This window comes from Streptomyces sp. NBC_00536, assembly GCF_036346295.1.
GTDB lineage: Bacteria > Actinomycetota > Actinomycetes > Streptomycetales > Streptomycetaceae > Streptomyces.
In genome coordinates, this window is record NZ_CP107819.1 from 8,015,686 (window position 1) to 8,036,060 (window position 20,375).

General features: G+C 70.7%; 17 protein-coding genes. 9 read left to right on the top strand and 8 right to left on the bottom strand.

The genetic code is table 11. The annotated features are described in order from the left end of the window. The first annotated feature begins 116 nt into the window (after positions 1 to 116). The gene (locus OHS33_RS34370; protein WP_330334333.1) at positions 117 to 713 is read left to right on the top strand and encodes a hypothetical protein; all 597 of its coding nucleotides are present in this window, start codon (positions 117 to 119) and stop codon (positions 711 to 713) included. A 110-nt stretch (positions 714 to 823) separates the two neighbouring features. Here OHS33_RS34370 and OHS33_RS34375 read toward each other — a convergent pair whose 3' ends face one another. After that, a complete protein-coding gene (locus tag OHS33_RS34375; RefSeq protein WP_330334334.1) occupies positions 824 to 1,039 on the bottom strand; it encodes a three-helix bundle dimerization domain-containing protein in 216 nt (71 codons plus the stop codon). 32 nt (positions 1,040 to 1,071) lie between these two features. Between OHS33_RS34375 and OHS33_RS34380 the strand changes: the two genes are divergently transcribed. Then, positions 1,072 to 1,467, top strand: coding sequence for a hypothetical protein (locus OHS33_RS34380; RefSeq protein WP_330334335.1), 396 nt, complete (start codon positions 1,072 to 1,074; stop codon positions 1,465 to 1,467). Between the two features lie 173 nt (positions 1,468 to 1,640). Further along, on the top strand, positions 1,641 to 2,174 hold the full coding sequence (locus tag OHS33_RS34385) for a carboxymuconolactone decarboxylase family protein (RefSeq protein WP_330334336.1): 534 nt from the start codon (positions 1,641 to 1,643) through the stop codon (positions 2,172 to 2,174). Positions 2,175 to 2,232: 58 nt separating this feature from the next. On the opposite strand, the gene OHS33_RS34390 is transcribed toward OHS33_RS34385, so the two are convergent. Beyond that, positions 2,233 to 2,613, bottom strand: a complete 381-nt coding sequence (locus tag OHS33_RS34390) for a hypothetical protein (protein WP_330334337.1) — start codon at positions 2,611 to 2,613, stop codon at positions 2,233 to 2,235. A gap of 259 nt (positions 2,614 to 2,872) precedes the next feature. Next, on the bottom strand, positions 2,873 to 4,915 hold the full coding sequence (locus OHS33_RS34395) for a M4 family metallopeptidase (RefSeq protein ID WP_330334338.1): 2,043 nt from the start codon (positions 4,913 to 4,915) through the stop codon (positions 2,873 to 2,875). A 729-nt stretch (positions 4,916 to 5,644) separates the two neighbouring features. Here OHS33_RS34395 and OHS33_RS34400 point away from each other — a divergent pair. From OHS33_RS34400 to OHS33_RS34410, 3 genes are all read left to right on the top strand, one after another. Continuing rightward, positions 5,645 to 6,394, top strand: coding sequence for a hypothetical protein (locus tag OHS33_RS34400; protein WP_330334339.1), 750 nt, complete (start codon positions 5,645 to 5,647; stop codon positions 6,392 to 6,394). Between the two features lie 172 nt (positions 6,395 to 6,566). Next, positions 6,567 to 7,436: a 2OG-Fe dioxygenase family protein gene (locus OHS33_RS34405; protein ID WP_330334340.1), complete on the top strand. Its 870-nt coding sequence runs from the start codon at positions 6,567 to 6,569 to the stop codon at positions 7,434 to 7,436. A gap of 49 nt (positions 7,437 to 7,485) precedes the next feature. After that, positions 7,486 to 7,695 carry a hypothetical protein gene (locus OHS33_RS34410; protein WP_330334341.1) on the top strand — a complete coding sequence of 70 codons (210 nt, stop codon included), beginning with the start codon at positions 7,486 to 7,488 and terminating at the stop codon, positions 7,693 to 7,695. On the opposite strand, the gene OHS33_RS34415 is transcribed toward OHS33_RS34410, so the two are convergent. Genes OHS33_RS34415 through OHS33_RS34425 form a run of 3 tightly spaced genes read right to left on the bottom strand, consistent with a single transcriptional unit; the run spans position 7,692 to position 11,391 of the window. Then, a complete protein-coding gene (locus tag OHS33_RS34415) occupies positions 7,692 to 9,053 on the bottom strand; it encodes a sensor histidine kinase (protein WP_330335317.1) in 1,362 nt (453 codons plus the stop codon). The genes OHS33_RS34410 and OHS33_RS34415 overlap by 4 nt on opposite strands. Then, on the bottom strand, positions 9,053 to 9,802 hold the full coding sequence (locus tag OHS33_RS34420; protein ID WP_330334342.1) for a response regulator transcription factor: 750 nt from the start codon (positions 9,800 to 9,802) through the stop codon (positions 9,053 to 9,055). Before OHS33_RS34420 ends, OHS33_RS34415 begins: the two co-directional genes overlap by 1 nt. Before the next feature lie 44 nt (positions 9,803 to 9,846). Next, entirely contained in the window at positions 9,847 to 11,391 is a 1,545-nt protein-coding gene (locus tag OHS33_RS34425) for an alpha/beta fold hydrolase (RefSeq protein ID WP_330334343.1), read from the bottom strand. 487 nt (positions 11,392 to 11,878) lie between these two features. On the opposite strand from OHS33_RS34425, the gene OHS33_RS34430 reads away from it, so the two are divergent. Together OHS33_RS34430 and OHS33_RS34435 are read left to right on the top strand one after the other, a co-directional pair. Beyond that, the gene (locus OHS33_RS34430; protein WP_330334344.1) at positions 11,879 to 13,243 is read left to right on the top strand and encodes a hypothetical protein; all 1,365 of its coding nucleotides are present in this window, start codon (positions 11,879 to 11,881) and stop codon (positions 13,241 to 13,243) included. Between the two features lie 602 nt (positions 13,244 to 13,845). Continuing rightward, positions 13,846 to 14,697 (top strand): MBL fold metallo-hydrolase, encoded by an 852-nt coding sequence (locus OHS33_RS34435; protein WP_330334345.1) that lies wholly within the window; start codon positions 13,846 to 13,848, stop codon positions 14,695 to 14,697. Positions 14,698 to 15,051: 354 nt separating this feature from the next. Here the strand turns inward: OHS33_RS34435 and OHS33_RS34440 are convergent, their stop codons facing one another. Continuing rightward, complete coding sequence (locus OHS33_RS34440) at positions 15,052 to 15,456, bottom strand: hypothetical protein (protein ID WP_330334346.1); 405 nt, start codon at positions 15,454 to 15,456, stop codon at positions 15,052 to 15,054. 419 nt (positions 15,457 to 15,875) lie between these two features. Here OHS33_RS34440 and OHS33_RS34445 point away from each other — a divergent pair, with 419 nt between their 5' ends. Beyond that, positions 15,876 to 18,977, top strand: coding sequence for a hypothetical protein (locus OHS33_RS34445; RefSeq protein WP_330334347.1), 3,102 nt, complete (start codon positions 15,876 to 15,878; stop codon positions 18,975 to 18,977). Between the two features lie 113 nt (positions 18,978 to 19,090). Here the strand turns inward: OHS33_RS34445 and OHS33_RS34450 are convergent, their stop codons facing one another. Further along, positions 19,091 to 20,266 (bottom strand): alpha/beta hydrolase family protein, encoded by a 1,176-nt coding sequence (locus OHS33_RS34450; protein WP_330334348.1) that lies wholly within the window; start codon positions 20,264 to 20,266, stop codon positions 19,091 to 19,093. Positions 20,267 to 20,375 lie beyond the last annotated feature (109 nt).

Below are 20,375 nucleotides of genomic sequence, written 5' to 3' on the forward strand. Positions count from 1 at the left end.
CAGGCGGGTTCATCCGTTGGGAGGAGACACGACGCCACCGTGGCAGGACGCCGATGTGGGGCGCGGGGCGGAATCCTGAGGCGCGAACACACAGACACACCATCCGGGAGGTTGTCATGGTGGCCGGGGGCACACTGTCCGCGAACGCGAACGCGAACGCCGATGTGGACGTCAGCGCCGACGCGAAGGCGAACGCGGGCGCCGACGTCGTCTCTGACGCGGTGCCGCGCTGGGTGAACCGGATGGCCCGTGCGGTACCGGTGGCCGTCCTGCCCTCGGGGCTGTGGCGGATGGCCATGGCCGTGGGCATCCCGGTGGGATTCAGCGGGCAGTTGGCCAAGGACTGGCAGCCCGGCCTGGAAACCTCTTCCTACATCACCCTGTTGACCCTCTTCACCGAGGGACTCGCACTCCTCACCATCGGTCTGGTCCGGCCGTGGGGAGAGTCGGTCCCGCGCTGGTTGCCGTTCCTGGGCGGCAGGCGCATCCCGGTCTGGGCGGTGGCCGTTCCAGGGATGCTGGGGGCCCTCGCGGTCACCGCACTGTCCTTGCAGATGTTCTGGGGAGGTGCGCCCGCGGATGTGGGCGGGTCCGAGGCTCCCCACGGCGCAGCCGCATGGATCATGAACGCGTGCTACGTGCCGATGCTGCTGTGGGGACCGCTGCTCGCCGTCGTCACGGTCGCCTACTGCGTGCGGCGCCGACAGCCCTGATCGGTCCGCGACGGCGCACGCGCCGCAGGAGAGTCTCGCGGCTCGCACGGGCGCCTCCGCCGTCATGGCGGTCGGGCGGGCCGCCGCCCGGGCCCGAACGGGGTCAGGGCTCAGGAATCCCGCTTCGCCCGCACGTCGGTGGGCAGCAGGTCCTTGGCCCGGCGTTCCATCAGGACGGGCAGGTAGGTGCGTACCCGTGCGTACCTGAGTTCCTCGTACGCCGTCTCTACGGAGCTGCGCACCACGGCGGCGTCCAGATGGGGGTGCGCTTCCATCAGCCGCTCGACGACGTGGCGGATGGCAAGGGCATCCTCCGGTTCCGTCATGACTACCTCAGCCTTCTTCCGGGAGCTCATCGTTGAGTCTCGTGGAGCGGCCGACGGCCCGGAAGTCGATCTTGCGCCGCTGTGCGCGGGCGTCGGCGCCGCCCACCGGCTGGAACCCGCCGCACGTACGCGAGGCGATCACCGATCCCGTCCGGGTCCGGTTGCCCCGTAGCCCGGTAGCGTGGGACGAGGCCGGTGACTTCGAGGACGGGAGCGGCCCGATGGACGGGTTCACGGCGTGGCTGCTGCGACACGTGACGGACCAGGGCGCCGTTGGCGAGGTCGCCAGGCAGGCGGCCGCCGACCCGCATTGGCCCGAAGGCCCCGACCGGCTGCGGACCTTCACCGATCACCTGGAGGGCGGCGGTGCCTCCCGGACGACGCTGCAGAGCCTCACGGACGCCTGGATCCGCTACGCCTCCCGCTGAGCGGTACCGGCCCGTCAGGATTCGAGGTGTGCGTTCACCGAGGCCCCGGTGCCGCCTGTTCCGGCCGTCCGCGTGCGTCCGGTTTCCGTCGAGAAAATCTCCCCGAACCGGTCACACTCCCGGCGCCCCATCCGTCAGTGCTGTGTAGACACCGACCGAAGGAGCCAGCAGCCATGACGACCACCTCCTCCTCCTCCTCCTCCTCCTCTTCCTCCCCCTCTTCCTCCGCCTCGATCTCGCGGATGCCCAACCCCGGCGAGTTCGTCCCGGAACTGAGCGACGTCAGCGCCGCCCTGTTCCGGGCCACGGGCAACCGCTCGGTGCCCCGCGCCACGATGAGCCTGGTCCACCTGCGCGCCGGGCAGATCGTCGGCAACACCTACCTGACCATCCTGAACACCAACTTCCTCCGCAAGGCCGGGGTGTCCGAGGAGCGCATCACGGCCGTGTCGTCCTGGCAGGACGCCCCCTATTTCACCGAGGCCGAGCGGGCCGCCCTGGCCCTGGTCGAGGCGGTCCTCCAGCCCGCCCCGCAGGGCAAGGAGCGGGTCAGCGACGAGCTGTACGCGGAGGCGGCCAGGCACTACGACGAGAAGGCGCTGGCCACCCTCACGATCGCGATCGGCCAGATCAACTTCTTCATCGCCCTGGCCGTGATCGGCAAGCCCCAGCCGGTCACTTCCCTGGCGGACCAGCAGTGGGACTGACCTGCCCCCGCACCCGACCACCGCGGCGACAGCGCGCGCCTGGCGCGCACCAGGCGCTTCACGCACCCCGGCCCTGCTGATCGGTGTGCGTGGGCCGCTGAGGCTCGGTCGGCGGGGACCAGGCCGGCCACACCGGTCCGGGGTACACGGGTGCGCGCCGTGCGCGTCGTGCGCGGGCTTCGCGCGCGAGGAAGATGGCTCCCGAGGTGAGTGTCGCGAGGAACGACAGCGCGATGATGGCCGGCCGCCAGAAGTTGGCGTCCCCCACCATCTGCCGCCAGGCCAGCCCCGAACCCACCGCCAGGGCCACCAGCATGGGAAGCCTCGCCAGGAGTGACAGCCTGCTGCTCGTCACCACGAAGGCGTAGCCGAGGGCGAAGCCCGGCGCTGCCACCACGATGAAGCCGAAGACGATGAAGAAGAGAAAGACGAAGAGCATGTCGCGCCGACCCCCGGATCTCACGGCGAACCTGTGGCAAGGGCGGGCGGATCCACGTCCCCCGCTCCAGCAGGCTCCCGGCCTCCATGCTGTCAGAGAATCTGAACGTGTTCAATACTGTGTTCAATGCTGTGGGTCGGAGCGCTTCAGGGTGTGCCGGGACGCACGTCAGGGCCGGCCTCCGGGTGGAGGCCGGCCCTGACGTCTTGTCTTACGAGGAGCGCCGATCAGGCGCGGTCGTGCGGAAGGTGCGCCTGAATCAGAAGGTGAGCTTGAAGTCGGTGATCGTGCCGACGTCCTGGGCGGCCTTGTCCTGGACCTTCAGCTTCCAGGTGCCGTTGGCCGCTACGGCCGAGGCGTTGACGGTGTACGTCTTGTCGAGGTTCGCCGTGGAGTCCGAAGAGGAGCTCTGCAGGCGGTACGAGGTGCCGTTGGGTGCCACGAGGTCGATCTGGAGGTCACCGATGTAGGTGTGGGTGATCTTCACGCCGACCTTGAGCGTGCTCGGCGCGTTGCCGGTGATTCCGGTGACGGCGACCGACGAGGTGACCGCCGGGCCGGGGGAGTCCGGGATGGCGACGCGGGTCGTGCTGTCGAAGACGTTCCCCGGGGTGGGGGTGCCGCCGTTCGAACGGGCGCCGACGTTGATGGCGGCCCAGGCGTCGGTGATGTTGTTGACCTCGGCGCTGCCGGCCCCGTACAGCTCGGTGGCCGCGGCGATCGTGCCGGCGCGGGCGCCCGCGTAGTCCGTGCTGGAGTTGAACTTGGTGGTGAGCGCCTTGTACCAGATGAGCTGCGCCTTGTCCCGGCCGATGCCGGTGACGGGCAGACCGTCGGAGGTCGGCGAGTTGTAGCTGAAGCCGTTGATCGTCTTGGCGCCCGAGCCCTCGGAGGCCAGGTAGAACCAGTGGTTCGCGGGGCCCGAGGAGTAGTGGACATCGAGGCTGCCGACGCCGGAGTACCACGAGTCCTTGGACCCGCCGTCCTTGCTCGGCTTGTCCATGTAGCGCAGCGGGGTGCCGTCGCCGTTGATGTTGATCTGCTCGCCGATGAGGTAGTTGCCCGGCGCGCTGGGGTTGTTGGCGTAGAACTCGACCGACGTGCCCATGATGTCGGAGGTGGCCTCGTTCAGGCCGCCCGACTCGTCGCTGTAGTTGAGGCCGGCGGTGGCGGCGGTGACGCCGTGCGTCATCTCGTGACCGGCGACGTCCAGCGAGGTCAGCGGGTCGTTGTTGCCCGTTCCGTCGCCGTAGGTCATGCAGAAGCAGCCGTCGTCCCAGAACGCGTTGACGTAGGCGTTTCCGTAGTGGACGCGGGAGTAGGCGGCGACGCCGTCTCCGCGGATGCCGGCGCGGCCGAGGACGTTCTTGTAGAAGTCCCAGGTGACCCCGGCGCCGTACGCGGCGTCGGCGCCCGCGGTGACGGCGTTGGAGTTGGCTCCGTTGCCCCAGGTGTCGTTGGTCTGGGTGAAGAGCGAGCCCGTGCCGGACGTGCCGTGGTTCAGGTTGTACGTCTTGTGGCTGCCGCGGCCGGTGTCGTTCATCGTGAAGTTCGAACCGGACTGCGAGGTGCCGAGGGTGACCTGGCCGCTGTAGTGGGTGTTGCCGACACCGGTCTCGATGCCCTGCCACTGGTGGAGCTTGGCGCCCGTCTTGGCATCGGTGATGACGTGGAGCTGGTTGGGGGTGCCGTCGTCCTGGAGGCCGCCGACGACGGTCTCGTAGGCGAGGGTCGGGACGCCCTTGGCCATCCACACGACCTTGCGGGGCGCGGCGTCGGCCTTGGTGGCCTTGGAGCCGACCGCCTTCGCGGCGTCGAGGGCCTGCACTCCGGCGGCCGCCGGAGCGTCGGCCGGGGCGGCGGTGGAGATGCCCGCCAGCTGGGCGTTGGACGCCTTGTTGACGCTCTGCGTCTTGTCGGCGGCGGTACGGCTCACGACCAGGTCGCCACCGAGGACGGGCAGTCCTTCGTAGGTGCGCTCGTACCGCGTGTGGGTGGTCCCGTCCTGGTCCTTGGTGACGTCGTGGACGAGGAGCTTCTCCTGGGCGGCGAGGCCGAGTTCCTTGGCCGTGGCGGCCGTGGTGCTCTGCGCCTTGGCTATGAGCTCGGCGCGCTGGGACGGGGAGAGCTGCGCGGGCAGCGCACCCGGGTTGCGTACGGCCTGGCCCTTGGCGGCGGCGGCGTTCGCGGGCGCCTCGGCCTGGGCACTGGCGGTGCCGGCCTGGACGACCGCGGTGAGCAGAGCTGCCGCGGTGAGCAGGGCGCCGGTGGCGGTGGCGTGACGACGGTGCGTCGATTTCACGCTGACTCCTTATACATGGGGGGTACCGGGCGGCTGGGATGAGGCCGACCGGGCCGAGCACGCGGAGCTGGTCCGCGCTGGGGATGGGGAGAGAGTGCCAACGATCAACACCCTTGTCAGGACCGCGTCATGAATTCGCCGAAACGTGGCTGGATTTCGCCTCTTTGCGTCCGCTGAACGGACGGCCCGGGGTGGTCCGGGCCCGCGCAGGACTGCCCGGGATGGTCCAACAGCCCTTCTCCGCGGCGGGACTTGCTCCGCTTGAGGGGTGGATCTCCGGGTGCGACCCGGTGGCCGAGGGGTCGGTGAACTGCGCATTCAGGTAAAGCCTTCGGCATCAACCGTCAAATTGACTTGTCCTGCACATGACTTGCCTGGTGGGATCGCGGAAGCCGATCCGTGCGGTGCCCTCTTCCTTTGGGAGTCCGAAATGCGACCAGTCCGTCGTGTGCGGGCGTGCGCGGCGGCCGCGCGCTGAGGAGGGTGGTACGGCTCCTCGTGCTCCTCTGGCTTCTCCTGTTTCTGCGGCTCCTCCCGCTGTTTCTCCGGCTCCTCCCGCAAGCCGGTGCGACCGCCCGCGGCCCCCGCTCGCCCCACTCCCCGCTGTCGCCGTCGCCGAGTTGAACGGCGCTCGGAGCTGGCTATTGTGGAAGCCCGATCACGGGGTGCGGAGGGGGATCCGTGGGGAAGTACCGGGTACCGAATCCGTTCCGCGCCGTCTTGGCCGCCGTGCCTGATCTCCGCTGGCTGCGCGGGCGGCTGGGGAACGGACCGGCGTACCCGGATCCGCCGAGCCGGGTCCGCTTGCGCGAGCGGGAACGGATGGTCCGGGCGGAGTGGGAGGCGCTGCGCGAGCAGCTCGCTCCGGCAGCGGCGGAACACCTCGCCCGAGTGGGCGAGCTGCTGGCCGACCCGCGGCTGGAGTTCACACCGGCCCTCGGCCAGAACGCGGTACGACGGGACTACCTGGCCGCCACGGAGGCGTACCACGCCGCGGGCAAGCTGCTGGACGAGGCGCAGGACCTGCCGGACCTTGCGGCCTGCGTGGTGCTCGCCGACCGGGCGGTCGAACTGTTCGCCGCCGCCCGTGCCCGGCACCTGGGCCAACGCCCGCCCGCGCCGCGTCCCCGCTGCTTCTACAACCCGCTGCACGGGACTGCCGCCGAGCCGCCCCGGAACCAGGGTGTCCGCAAGGGGCGGAAGGTGGTCGCCCGGGAGGCCGCCGCGGCGCGCCGCCCGGCGTGCGAGCCCTGTCGGCTCGCCCTCATCGCGGGGGAGTCCCCCAATGTCCTGCCGGCCCTCTGGACGGTCCGCGACGCGCGTGACCGCCCCGTGACGGTGCTCGTGCCCTACTACTCACTGCCCCGTCAGGCGTCGATCTGGTCGGGCACCGCCTGCGGCTCCTACGACGACGAGGCGGCCGGCCGGGTGCTGCGCGGCGAGCACCGGCGCCGGACGGTCGCACCCCCGGCCGGCTGAACCTGGTCCTCCCCTCGCGTCCTCCCCCCGGTGCCTCGCCGCGGGTCCTCCCCCCCCGGTCCCTCCCCCCAGGTCCCTCGCCTAGGGTCCTCCCCGCGGGCATTTGGCTCCGGCCGGTCCGCTCTGGAAAGGTCGTTCCTCCTGGACCTGGCCTGACCTGTTGGAGGAACACGTGCACAAGACTGACCCCGAGTGGCGGTCGCCCTCCGGCGCGGGAGGTCCGGGGGACGGCACGGGCGGTCTGCGCGAGCGCGGATTCGTCCGTTACGGCCCGGAGCGGCTCGGCATCGCGCCCGCCGGCTCCGCGGCGGGGGACCTGGCCCGGATCCGGGAGGTCGTCGCGGATCTGCCGCCCGACCCGAACGCGCCGGGAACGAACCGGTTCCGCCGCTACTCCCATGCCGTGTACCTGCCGTGGAAGGACGAACTGTCCTGGATCCCCGGAACCCCCGACCCCGTTTACGGCACGGTCACCTCGTTCTCCCACAACGAGGACGACGGGTACAACGGGCGCGACGAGCATGACGAGCACGACCCCGAGTACGCGCGGCCCAAGCGGCGCGCTCTCCCCGAGCTCCCCGAGGCGCTGCGCGGAAACCCGCTGCTGCTGCGGCTCCTGCGCTGGGACATCGAACAGGTCCTGGGGCTGAAGAACCTGGCAAGACGGCCGCTGTGGGCCGGTGTCCACCTGATCAAGCTCGGCGTCCGCCATCACGACGAGGTCGCCGTTTCCTCCCCGGACTGCCTCCATCAGGACGGAGGCTCAGCGAGCACGTTCACCTTCGCCCACCTGATCAGCCGTACCAACGTCACCGGCGGGCAGAACGTCATCGCCACACCCGACAGCGCGGGCCTCCGGCCCGATGACCCGGCCGCGGACATCCACGCCGACTTCACCCTCACCGAGCCACTGCAGGGCTACGCCGTCCACGACCACAGGGTCAGCCATTACGTCGGCCCGGTCCGCGCGGGTTCGGAGCCAGGGCCGGGCGAACGCTCCATCCTCATCGTCGGCCTCGCCCCGTACGTTCCCCAGCTCTGACTTGACCCGTAGATTCGCAACCGTACGAATGAACACAGAGGTGGGGAAAATGGTTGCTCTGGCACTGCTGGGGATCTTGGCGCTCGTCATCGGCGGGTGTGCGTGTGTGGTGTGGGCTGAGCGGGGCGGGCCCCGATGGGCCCGCGGTGTGGCGAGGGTGACGCTCGCCGGCGGTGAACTGGTGCGCCGCGCCGCGAAGGACAGGCGCCGCCGCGAGCGCCGCGGCCTGAACGGATCCAGCGGCGGCGACGGCGACTAGGAACGGGCCCGCGGGGCATGGGGCGGCAGTCGGAAGCCGACCTCGGCCCCGCCGTCCGGGGCGGCGGTGGCGAAGACGGTGCCGTCGTCGGCGGTGACCAGGTCGTGGACGATCGCGAGCCCGAGGCCCGAGCCCGGCACGGCCTGGGTGCGCGGGCCGCGGTAGAAGCGGTCGAAGACGGCGTCCCGTTCGTCCGGCGCGATACCGGGACCGTGGTCGCGTACGGACAGCCGGGCACCCTCGACGTGGACGGTGACGGGGGTGTCCCCGGGGCTGAACTTCAGTGCGTTGCTGAGGAGGTTGTCGACGCAGCGCCGCACCGCCCGCGGGCGGGCCCGTACCGGGACGGGGGCGCGGGCGGTGACCGTGACGGTCCGGCCCGTGCGCTGCCGGTGGCGGTGCGCGGCGTCCTCGGCCTCGGCGGTCAGGTCGACCTCGGCCGGTTCCTCCTCGGTGGAGCGGTCGGTCGCGAGGTCGACGAGCTCGCGGACCAGGGTGTCGAGCGCGGCCGCCTCGGTGACCAGGGTGGTGAGGATCTGCTCCTCGTCCTCGGGGGCGAGCCTGCCGCGCCCCCGCTGGAGCAGCTCCGCGCTGCCGCGCACCGAGGTCAGCGGGGTGCGCAGCTCGTGGCTGGCGTCCTGGACGAGGCGCTGCTGCTGTGCGCGGGAGCGCCGCAGGGCGTCGAACATGCTGGCGAAGCTGCGGGTCAGCTGGCCGATCTCGTCCCGTCCGGCCTGCGGCAGGGCGGTGGCCAGGTCCTGGGCGGTGGTCAGGTCCCGGGTGGTGGTGATGTCCCGGGTCACCCGGGCCAGGCGGCGCACCGGGAGCAGGATCCGGTCCAGGGCGAGCCAGCTCAGCAGCGCGGACAGGGCGGTGGCGGCGACGGTCGTCCAGGGGACCCGCCACAGGAACGCGTGGTCGATGCGCTCGGCGCCCGCGTAGTGCTGGGCGACCATGAGCGCGCCACCTCCACCCCCACCTCCACTGCTATTGCCGGGCAGCGGCACGGTCAGGACGCCGTACTCCGCGCCGTCGACGGTGATGTCCTCGCGGGCGCCGCTCCGCTCGCCGCGGGCCACTGCGAGGGCCGACTCCGGGGCGGGCAGCGCCGGGCGGCCCGGGTCCAGCGGTCGCACGGCACCCTCGGCGCTGAGCACCTGTTCGGTCGTGTCCGGCCGGACCGGGGGAGTACGGGAGGCGCCGAGCAGGGCGACGACCGTCACCGCGCGATCTTCGAGCGCGTGGTCGAACTGCTCGGCGACGACGTCGCTGACGCCCCGGTACGAGAGGAACGCGGCCAGCGTCATGGCGAGCGCGGCGGCGGCCACGACGACCAGGGTGATCTTGGTCCGCAGCATCACGCGGCCCGGACGGTGTAGCCGACGTTGCGCACGGTGTGGATCAGCCGTGGCGCACCGTCCTGCTCGGTCTTGCGGCGCAGGTAGCCGATGTACACGTCGAGGGACCGTGAGGTGGTGTCGAAGTCGTAGCCCCAGATGCGCTCGTATATCTGCGTACGGGTGAGGACGGCACCCTGGTGGTGCAGCAGCAGCTCCAGCACGTCGAACTCGGTCTTCGTCAGGTCCAGCGGCCGGGAGCCCCGGTGCGCCAGCCGGGCCCCGGGATCGAGGGTGAGGTCCGCGAAGGCGAGCACACCGGCACCGGCACCAGAACCAGCACCGGCCGCGCCACCGGCACCGGCACCGGCCGCGGCCTGCGGGTCCGCAGTGCGCCGCAGCAGGGCGCGGATCCGGGCGAACAGCTCCTCCGTCGCGAAGGGCTTCGACAGGAAGTCATCGGCGCCCGCGTCCAGACCGGCGACCCGGTCACCGATCTGGTGACGGGCCGTCAGAACCAGTACGGGCAGCCGCTCGCCGCGCCGCCGCAGCATCCGGCACAGCGCCAGACCGTCCAGCCCGGGCATGACCACGTCCACCAACGCCAGGTCGGGGGAGTCCCGTTCGAGCACGCCGAGGGCTTCGAGCCCGTCGGACGCCAGCAGGACGCGGTACCCCTCGAAGCGCAGCAGCTGGTCCAGCGTGCTGCGCACACCGGGGTCGTCCTCGACGACCAGCACCGTACGGCGGTTCTCGCTCACCTCAGTCATGTGATCATCTTCGCCGCCGGTGGACGTGGTCACGACGCCGGGCCTCAGCGGCCCACGGGCGTGACGGCGATCGGCGCCAAGGACTCCAGGCAGGACGTGTCACCGGGGGCGCCGCCACGGATGAACCGGCTGGTGATGCCCGTGACGCAACCGCTGGGCTCCAGCTCGGGCACGTGCCCCACGTTGCGCACGGAGAAGAAGGTGCTGTGACGGAACTTCCCCGCCGCCAGGCGGCCGTTGGCATCGGGAGTGTTGGCGTCCAGGTCCCCGGAGAGCACCAGGACCGGGACATCGGGCAGCGCGAGGTCCGTGGGCTGCGGGCGCGCGGTGTTCTCGCGCGGCCAGGAGATGCACACGTCCCCGCCGTCCGTCGGCCCCTCGGTGAACCCCTGGCCGCTGAAAGCGCCGAAACCGCCCTGCCCCGCGCCCGCGAGGGCCTTGCGGTACTGCTGCCACCGCACGGACGGCGGGGCATCCGCCGCCCACGCCTTGCGGTAGTCGTTGCAGACCACCGCGATGTACGGGGCCTGGTCCTCCGCGCTGCCCGAGGAACCCTCCTCCCGCACCAGGCGGCGCAGCGGCCCCGTATCGCCCTTGACGAAACGGTCGAGGGCCCACGGCGCGCTCCCGAGCAGCGAAGCCCCGTCCGGCTCCATACCCGCACCGCGGCTCGCGGCCTCGTACATGAGGTTGGCGAGCTTGCCCTCGGTGAACCGCTCGCGGTACGTCTTCCCCCCGGCCTCGATCGGCACGGTCAACGGCCGCTCCCGCAACCGCGCGGCCGTGGTGGCGAGGTCCCGTACGGCCTTGTCCCCGTCGCACGCCTTCGGCACGGAACGCTCGCACACCCGGCGAAGGGCCAGCGAGACGGCCTCCGCGCTGGGCCGGACGAGGGGGTCGAAGTCGTGCGGGTAGGCCCCGGACAGCACGACGGCGCGCACGCTCTCGGGGTGCCGGCTCGCGTACACCGGCATCAGGTACGTGCCGTACGAGAGCCCGTAGAGGGTGAGTTGCCGCACCCCGAGCCGGGCCCGGACGGCATCGATGTCATCGGCGGTGGCCGCGGTGGTGTACCCCTGGGCGCGCGGGCCGAGGGTACGGGCGCAGCGCGCGACGGCGTCGCGCTGCTCCTGGCGCGTGCCGAAGCGGTATTCGGCGTCCGTGACCCCGCACGGCATCCGCTCCGACTTCCCGGTGCCCCGGGGATCGACGAGCAGCAGGTCGTGATCCTCCAGCAGTTCCGCCAACCCGGCCGCGAACTCCCCGGCCTTGTCGATCGCCACCTCGCCCGGCCCCCCGGGATTCACCGCGACGGTTCCCCTGGCAGGACCCTGCCCCCGGTGGCGCACGACCGCGTAACTCACCCCGATCGTGCCCAGCTCCGGCTCGCCCACCACCAGCGGCCGCCGCAACGAACCACAGTCCACCCGCTGCCCCACCACACGGGGACACCACCGCGGACCGTCACCACCTCCGCCCTCGCCCCCGCCCGTCGCGGCGACACTCGCCGACGGCAGCGCCGAGAGCACCAACGCCATGGCCCCCACGACCAGCCCCGCCCGCCGTGCCCCACTCGTGAAACGCGTCATGCCCGTCCCGTCCCTCTTCCGTCGGTCGTCCTCCGGTGTGAGAACGACCTTGCCGGGCCCGTGACAGGGCGAGGAAAGAGCGGCGGCAAAGCCATGTAAGAGAAGAGGACCAGGAGGGTCCGTATCGTGGACGCGAAGTCCGCTCGCAGGTCCGGGTGCCGGGTGCGCATCACGGATCACGTGGAGCTGATCGTCTGCGAGACTACGGAGCCGCCGCTCGTAGAGACACAGCTACCCCGTAGGCGGGCCCCGGACTGGTCCGATCCTGATGCTGGACCGCCATGGCGCCATGATGGCCCCACCCGCGCCGTGGGCCTGGCCATCAACGGAACCCGCCTGTCTGTACTCGGCGAGGGGCTGGAGGACATCACCCTCATCTGGCACGACTCCGAGGTCGCACACCGCGCACAGGCGGACATCGTGGAGGATCCGGAGGGCCGGCTCTCCTACTTCAAAGGAGACGCTGCAACTGGACCTGCGGCCGACCGTGACCGTCCCCGACATCGCAGACGTCATCGGCGCGAGCTGGAACACGATGGTCTACGGGCCCGACACTCCCATCTTCTCGTGGCGCTGTCTCGTCGCCACTGTCTGCGACCCGATCACCGGATACCGCGTCAGCAGGTGGAATCCGGCCTCCAGCGGGCGCGGGTACACGAGCGTCGTGGTGAAGAAGGGCGCGACCGCCAACACAGGCGCCGCGGACGCCACCGAGGAGTCCCAGACCCGCACCCGCTACTTCCGCGGCATGTCAGCGGACGCTGGCCGCCCGAAAATCACGGTCAAGGACTCCACCGGCACAGAGGACCTCGGCGAAGACCTGCTTCCGTACCAGGGCCGTGCGTTCGAGGACATCACCTACACCAAGTCCGGCGGCAGCATCGCCTCCCGCACGCTCACCTGGACGGCGAACCAGAAGACCGCCTCCCGGCCGCGCGACGGCACCACCTCACTCGATGCATACCGGGTCAGCGCCCCTCGTACTGACAAGATCGAGACGATCAGCGGCGGCGCGACGCGCATCACCCGAACGACATCCACCGTCGAGCCCGTCTACGGCCTTCCGGTGACGGCGCAGAACGACACGCTTGCCCGGAACGGCACGGGGGGCTGGTCAACCGTCGACCAGAAGTGCGCCACCACCACCTACGTCCACAACACGAACAAGTACCTGATCGGGCTGCCTCAGCGGACCCGGATGACCGCAGGCGATTGCGCCCAGTCCGGCACCGCTACAACACTCTCCGACACGCGCACCTCGTACGACGCCCTCAATGCCTTCGGTACCGCTCCGGTCAAGGGCCTGCCCTATCAGGTCGACACCAATGACGCGGCAGGGACCGGCTGGATCACCACGGCGCGCACTGAATACGACGCCCTCGGCCGTGTCATCAAGGTGTACGACGCGTCGGGCAAGGCCGCTTCCACGGCCTACAGTCCGGCCACGGGGCCGGTCTTCGCCACCACGGTGACGAACGCTGCCGGATACACGACCGTCTCCAAGGGCGACCCGGCCCGCGGCAGCGTACTCGAGAGCACCGACGCCAACGGCCGCAAGGTCACCACGGCCTACGACAACCTCGGCCGCAACACCGCGGTCTGGACCCCGCCCCAGAAGCCGGGTACGGACAAGGCGGCCTACACCTTCGCCTACCAGATCGCCGAGCACGAGACCCCGGTCGTCACCAGCAGCACCCTGCAGGACAACGGCACCTATACCAACTCCGTCGTGATCTACGACGGCCTGCTCCGTCCCCGCCAGTCCCAGACCGAGGCCCTCGGCGGTGGCCGTCTGATCACAGAAGGAGGTCCCGTACGGCGAGGCTTGCCACGTGGCGCAGGTCCAGGGTGACCATGTCGGGGCGTGTCCCTTCTGTCGGGGTGGCGGCCCCGAGCAGCAACCGGCCAGGCGAGGGGGCGTGTTGGTGCTGCTCGGGGCATGACGAACCGGGCCCATTGGTGGGCGTGGGGTCCAGGTGGGGTGATCCGCCTGTTACTGACCGGCAGGAACGGCCGCGGTCGTTCCCACCCGGCGTCACTCGGATCACCCCGCTCCATGTCCACATCAACGTTCGGACGCGAGCGAGTTGGCCGCAGACCGTCCCGGCGTGCCCGAGGTCGAGCCGGTCACCGTCAGCTGGTGATCGGCCGACTCACGTCTTCGGCCCAGTGCATGTGGTGGTGGGTGGGGACCGGGCTTCCGCCCGCCCGAAACGCCTCACGGCCCTCGTGATCCTGCGGGAACCTGGTCATCACCTCGGTGTGCGGGCGCCCACCGGACATCGTCCTGGACGACGTCCCGGGCTACAGCGCCCCACCGCCAACCCGTGGTCTGGCGCGAACCATCATCGCGGTGTGGAGCCCGATCATCGCCTCCAGCAGCGGGCGTGGCGCCGCTCCTGGTGCGAGAGTGGTTCGGGGACCCTGTGCCGATCCATGAGGGAAGTGCCCAAAGTGACCGAACCCGTTGCCCTGTCCTACGAGGTCCTCGTCTCGGACGGAGTACCCAGGAAGATCGATCTGCGGCTGCCGAACGGGGAGGAGATCGTCTCCTCGCCCATCTCGTCCACCCTGGTCTACGGCGAGCGGGATGCCGTCCTGGTGGACCCACCGCTGACCCTCGGCCAGATCGCGCAGGTCGGGCAGGGTGTGGCGCGCTCCGGCAAGCGGCTCGCGTTCGTGTACATCACTCACGGCCACCCCGACCACTGGTTCGGCACCGCAACGCTCGTGGAGCGGTTCGGCGATACCGACACCGTCGTGTACGCCACCGAGGGCACCATCCGGCAGATGCACGAGCAGCTGAAGGGCAAGGAGGAGGGGTTCGCGAAGACCTTTCCCCAGGTCCCGGAGAACACCCCGGTCCTCGCCGTCCCCGTACCGGCCGAAGGTTTCCGGCTGGAGGGCCAGGTCCTGCGCGCGGTCGAGACCGGCCACACCGACACCGACGACTCCAGCGTCCTGCACGTACCCTCGATCGGCCTTGTCGTCGCCGGAGACGTCGTCTACAACGGCGTGCACCAGATGATGCTCGAAGGCGGCAACGGCGGCCTCCAGGCGTGGCTCGACGGTATCGACCGGATCGCCGAACTCAACCCCAGCCACGTGGTCGCCGGCCACAAGAACAAAGACCTGCCCGACGACCCCAAGATCCTCGACGAAACCCGCCAGTACCTGCGGGACGCGATCCGCCTTCTCGCCGACAAACCCACTCCGCTGGAGTTCTTCGACGCGATGCTGAAGCTCCACGGTGACCGGCTCAACCCCGGCCCGCTTTGGTACAGCGGGCTGGGCCTGCTCGCCTGAGCGCACACCGCCCGCCCCACGGGCAGGTGCCCGACACCGTTCTCCGCTCGGCCGGGCATGATCGCCTGTCCGGCCGATCACGCCCGCCCTGCGACCTCATCTGAGGAACGGCTGAGAACCGGTCAGTGGCAGATAGTTCGACAGCAACACCGGTTTCCTGGGCCGTTCCTCCTCGGACCCGTATCAACACTGACCGAGTCCGGCCCAGGTGTCCGCGTCCCGCCCTCGGGGGAGCCGAGCGAGTCCGAGGCCTGCGAGGCGCTCCGCTCACCGACGCCCCCGGCCGACCTGGGCCGCATCCTCGATGGCGAGGAGGCCATCGCGCTGCCGACCCACTGACTCCGGCCGCCGCCCTCAGGCAGGTCTCGACGCACGGCGGCATCCCCGGACAAGGCCCACCGCCACGACCATCAGCACGATCACTACCAGGTCGGGCCCGTACGGGACCTCCATGAACCCCATGGACCCCATGGCGCCCGGGCGTGGCCGCAGCTCGATGGAGCCTTCCGGGACAACATCCACCAGCAGCCGATGAACCCAGGCCAGGACTGCCCCACCGGCCACGCCCACTGCCAGCAGAGACCCGGCGCTCATGCCCGACCGGCGGCCGGCCCGCCAACAGCCCCGCACCGTATCCACGGCCCCGATGACCAGCGCGATCCCGAGCGCGCCGGACGCGGCGATCCATGACCCGGCAGCAACCGCGCCCAGCATGGAAGTGGCGAAACCCCCGGGCCCCTGCCCCGTCAACACCTTCACGGACCCCTCCGGCGGGGCCATGCCCCATGCCAGCAGCCAGCTCACTCCGCCCAGGACCGCCAGACCGGCCGCGCCCCGTGCCCACAGCACTCCGGCGCCCCGACGCCCGCTTCGTATCCTTCGTATCCCCATCGGTTCCCCCCTCACTGCCTTGCTGGGGACGTCAACCTACCAATCGGTAGGACGTCCCTCTGTGGAGAGGCCAGACCGGGATCACCGCGTGCGGGCGCCGCGGGAGGGCCGCTGAGCCGGGCACTGAGTCGGCCCTGATTCTGGCCAAGTTTGATGAAGTGTGTCGCTGTTGTGATCAGGATGTGTAGTTTCGAGCGGTCCGGAAGGCTTTTTTCGCCTATGGGCCAGGAGCTCCAGGTCCTGGCGGTCATGGCGGCCTCCCCACCCTTTCCTCGCAGACGGGAATCATGATGACCACCCCGAGCACCGGAAAACCTGCCACCACACCAGCGACGGCCCCGGCGAGCGCGACGGCCCCGGCGAGTACGTCGCCCCCGTTCGAAGTGGACAAGGCGATGCTCGACGGTCCGACGCCGAAGGACCTGCTTCCGACCACCGGCAGCTACCCGGTGGAGATCGTCCGGTACCGCTCGGTGGTGCTCACCGACATCCCCGGAGCGAAACCGGCGCGCAAGCTGACCGGCGCCATCGACCTCGGCGAGGAGAACTTACCGTTCTACGACCGCCCGGCCGAGGGCATGATCGTCACGACGGAGCAGAGCTGGTCGGCCCAGGGCGTCACGCTCGGCAGACTGCTGCACAGCCTCGCGCTCGCGCCCGGCGAGAGCACCAAGGTCGCGGTCGTCGACTGGCAGCGCACCACCAAGGCCACCGGCAGCGAGACGGCTTCCGAGGCCGAGACGCTCGCTGGCACCACCGACCAGAACCGGTCGATCAGCGAGGTCGCGAACGCGATAGCCCGCGAGGAGCAGTTCGGCACCTCCCAGGCGTCCCAGGTGAGCAAGTCGTCAAGCTCCGGCGGCAGCATCGGCGTCGCGTTCTTCGGTATCGGCGGCGGCGGCAACTGGGGCGAGTCGTCGAACACGGGCTTCACGACCGCGGTGTCCCGCTCCACCGGCGTGAAGTCGGTCGCCGAGGAGGCGACGCAGCGCATCAGCGCGCGGACCCAGCAGCTGGCGACCGCGGCCCGCAGCCGGAACATGACGGTCGTGCGCGAGACGACGCAGTTGGAGAAGGAGCAGGTCCTCACCCGGGTCGTCACCAACTACAACCACATGCACGCGATGTCGGTGCAGTACTACGAGGTCGTCCAGGTCTACAACGTGGTGACCAAGCCGACGAAGCTGGAACGCTGCTTGTTCATTCCGCTGCAGGAACTCAACTTCAACTACACCAGCCTGCAGCGGTACAAGGAGGTGCTCGCCTCGGTCGCGCCGACCGACTGGGCCGCGAAGATCCGGGCCGCAAACCCCTTCGACACCACCGTGCGCAAGCTCGACGCGTGCACGGCCCCAGAGGCGCCGTCGACCCTCCAGGCTTTCGACGGGGTGGACCTGTCCGACATCGCCTCTTCGTCCATGGGCGTGTACGGGGTGCGCAAGTACGACGGCAGCCCGGTCCGGTTCGATCCGGTGAGCCGGCAGTGGAACCCGCTGCCCACCACCGGACTGGACGGAGACCTGGCCCGGATCGCACCGGGCAAGGACACCGTGTGGGGACTCAGGACCGACAACATGCTCGTGCAGTTCGACGGGACCACCTGGCGCAGCCACCCGCAGAGCTGGCGGGCTCTGGCCCTCGCATGCGGCCCGGACGGCACGCTCTACCTCGTCGGCACGGAAAACTCACTCGGGCAGCGTTCCCCGGACGGCACAATGCAGAGCCTGAACGTCAAGGCCGACGACGTCGCCGTCGTCGGCAGGGACAAGCTCTGGTACTGCCGGGAGGGGCGAACCTTCGAGCGCACCAGCACCGGCTGGACGGACCGGACCGGGACGACGAACATGAAGCGCCTGTCCGCCGGTACGGGCGGCGCGCTCTGGGGCGTCACGGCCGACGGCAAGCCCGTCGGGCTGGCGACCACTGGGACCTGGGCCGTTCTTCCCTCCAGCTACCTCGGGATAGGCACCGGGGTCGCAGATCTCGTCTCGTCCGCCAACGGGGACATCTGGGTGCTGGAGACCACCGGGACCCCTTCCCGGCGCCTCTTCGCGGAGCGGGATACGCCGATCCCCTTCGACGTCCCCTCGAAGGCCGACTCCCCTTACGCGTCCAAAATCGACGTCTGGTACGACGAGTTCGGGATCCGCAGCCTCCAGGTGGTCTTCCCCGGCCACACCGTCCGCTACGGCGACACCGGCGGCTCCGGTATTCAGCAGCGCACGTCCCACACCTTCGGCGGCGCCGACAAGCTGCTCGCCGTTGATGCCTGGTCCGGCACGGCCGCCCGCGGCAGCCTCGCCGGACTGCGCCTGACGATGACCTCGGGCGTGGTCAACTTCGGGATCGCCGAGACCACCGCCGTCGCGCCGGACCTAAGCGAGGACGCCGGCGGCGCGGCCATCTGCGGGCTGTTCGGCTCCACGGTGAAGTCCGGCACCCGCACCTACCTCGCCTCCCTCGGCTTCTACGTGCGCGGCGGAAACGTGGCGCAGGCGGTCCTGGACCACCTGAACGACAACCGCCGCCACTACAGCCAGGCCGTCTGGGCGAACGCCGACGAGCTGACGCTCAGCCGCATCCTCGCCAACTACTCCTACACCCCGGCGGGCTCGAACGCCGCACCGGTCCTGCTCGGCACCCTGCTGGACCCGAAGCCGATCGCCACCACCGGCAACTACCTCGGCTTCCGGTGGAACTTCGGCAGCGAGCAGGAACGAGAGGCGTGGACCAAGGCCCGCCAGCCGGGCGACGCCACGTTCGGGGCCCCGGTGACCAATACGATCGCCATCGCCACCAAGGGCGTCTTCGCCGAGGCCGTACTCGGCCGGGCCAACTCGGCCGAGAAGATCGACCTCACCCGTTTCTGGAACTGGAAGGACTCGCCCATCCAGATCACGCCGGCCGACATCGCACCGGTCTCCATGGGAGGGCGCGCGAAGGACCTCGACACCACGGCGGCCGGCATGGGCGCTTCCCAGGCGAAGTTCACGCCGCTCGCGGCGATGCCCGACCCGGTCGGCCTGCAAACGGCGCAGGCCATCGCCACCGCGAACCTGTTCCGCGACATGAGCGGCCTCAACACCATGGGCCAGGTGCTCACCAAGGGCATCGAAGCCGCCGCCGGCAACGACAAGGCCGCCGGCGAACGCGCCCAGGAAGCCCTGAAGACCGCCACCGAACACCTGCAGAAGATGGCCAAGATCGCCGTCGAAGCCGCCGAGAAGGCAGCACCCCTCGTCACCGGAGGCGTCGGAGGCGGCGCCGGCAACCTCAGCGCCCTCGGCGGCATGCTCAACCAGGGCGGCAAGGCCGCTTCGGACGCCAAGGCCGGTACGGACGCCAAGGCCGAGGCGCCGTCCAACAACGGGTCCGCAGCGAAGGCCTGATCACCGCAACACACCGCACCACACCGCACCGCGCGGGTCCGGGCTGCCACCCGGGCCCGCCCCGTGATCCACACAGCAACACCCGTCACGTGGGTAGGCCGGAGATTCACGGCTCACGGGTACTGGAAGGTGATCTCCGGGTTCGCCGGTGACGGTCCGTCGAGCAGTGGTCGTGGGATGCCCTTCAGCTGAAGGTCGAAGAAGGACCCGAGGTAGTCGTGGGTGAGCTGCAGGCCGCGCGTAGGCGAGAGCGGCGTGGGCGGCTCGGGGAGGCCCGCCTGGGAGGCGAGCAACGGTACGTCCGTGAAGCTGCCGTGCTGGGCACCGGCGATGGTCAGCCAGCGCTTCCAGCCGTCCAGGCGCGTCCAGCCCTGAGTCCAGCTGGGGTCCTGGCCCGGGCTCTCGTCGGCCTGCGCGCCGAGCAACAGGAAGGGGCGGCCGCCCAGGCCGGTGGCCGGGATCGGTGCGAAGAGGGTGCCGTCCAGGTCGGCGCCGGCCCGCACCCGCCGGTCGGCGGCCATGGTCGCGGCGGCGGCGTCACCGCCGATGGAGTGGCCGGCCAGGCCGATCCGCCGGGGGTCGATCAGGCGGGCGTACGGCCAGGACGGGTGGCGGTCGGTCAACCGGTCGATGACGAAGGAGAGGTCCTTGGCGCGGCTGAGGGCCACGGCCTCCGGGCCGCCTGCCGGGGGCCGGTCGCAGATGACGCAGCCGGGCGTCCGGCCGTCGGGGAAGGTGATCCCGGGCGCCTCGTAGGTGTGATCGACCAGCGCGACGACGTACCCGCGGCTGGTCAGGTCGACGGCGACGCTGGTCAGGGTGGCTCGCGGCATGGTGAGGCCGGGGGAGAGCAGGACCAGCGGGAACCGGCCGGGCGCCGGGCGTGCGTCGGTGTACGCCCAGCTGTGGGTGGCGCTGAGCGCTGGGGCGAGGTCGGCGGCGTTCGGGATGTGGTCCTGCCGCAGCCAGGCCAGGGCTCCCGCGGTCGTCATGTAGGGGGCGGGCCCGCCGGTCCCGGGGCGGGCGGGATAGAACAGGGAGACCATCAGCTGCCGGGGCCCGGCAGCCGGGACCCAGGGGTCCTGCCGGTGCGTGTCGACCAGGTGCAGTGTGTTGAGGCCGACTGTGAACGGGCCTGTTGGGTGGGGTAGTTCCGGGGTGAGGAGGGCTGGTGGCAGAGCTGCCGCGGTGGCGGCGGGCGGGCTGGCGGCCGTGGCCGCCCCGGCGATCGGCAGCGGGAGGACGAGCGCGAGCGCGGCGGCCAGCGCCGCGCGACGGAGTGTGGTCATGCCCAGGAAGCTAGGCCGCGCACCCGGCTCCTGACGCCAGCTCAGGGGCGGACCGGTGGGACGGGCCGGTCCCCTTGCGGGCGTACGCCCACGGGTGGACGCCCGGCGG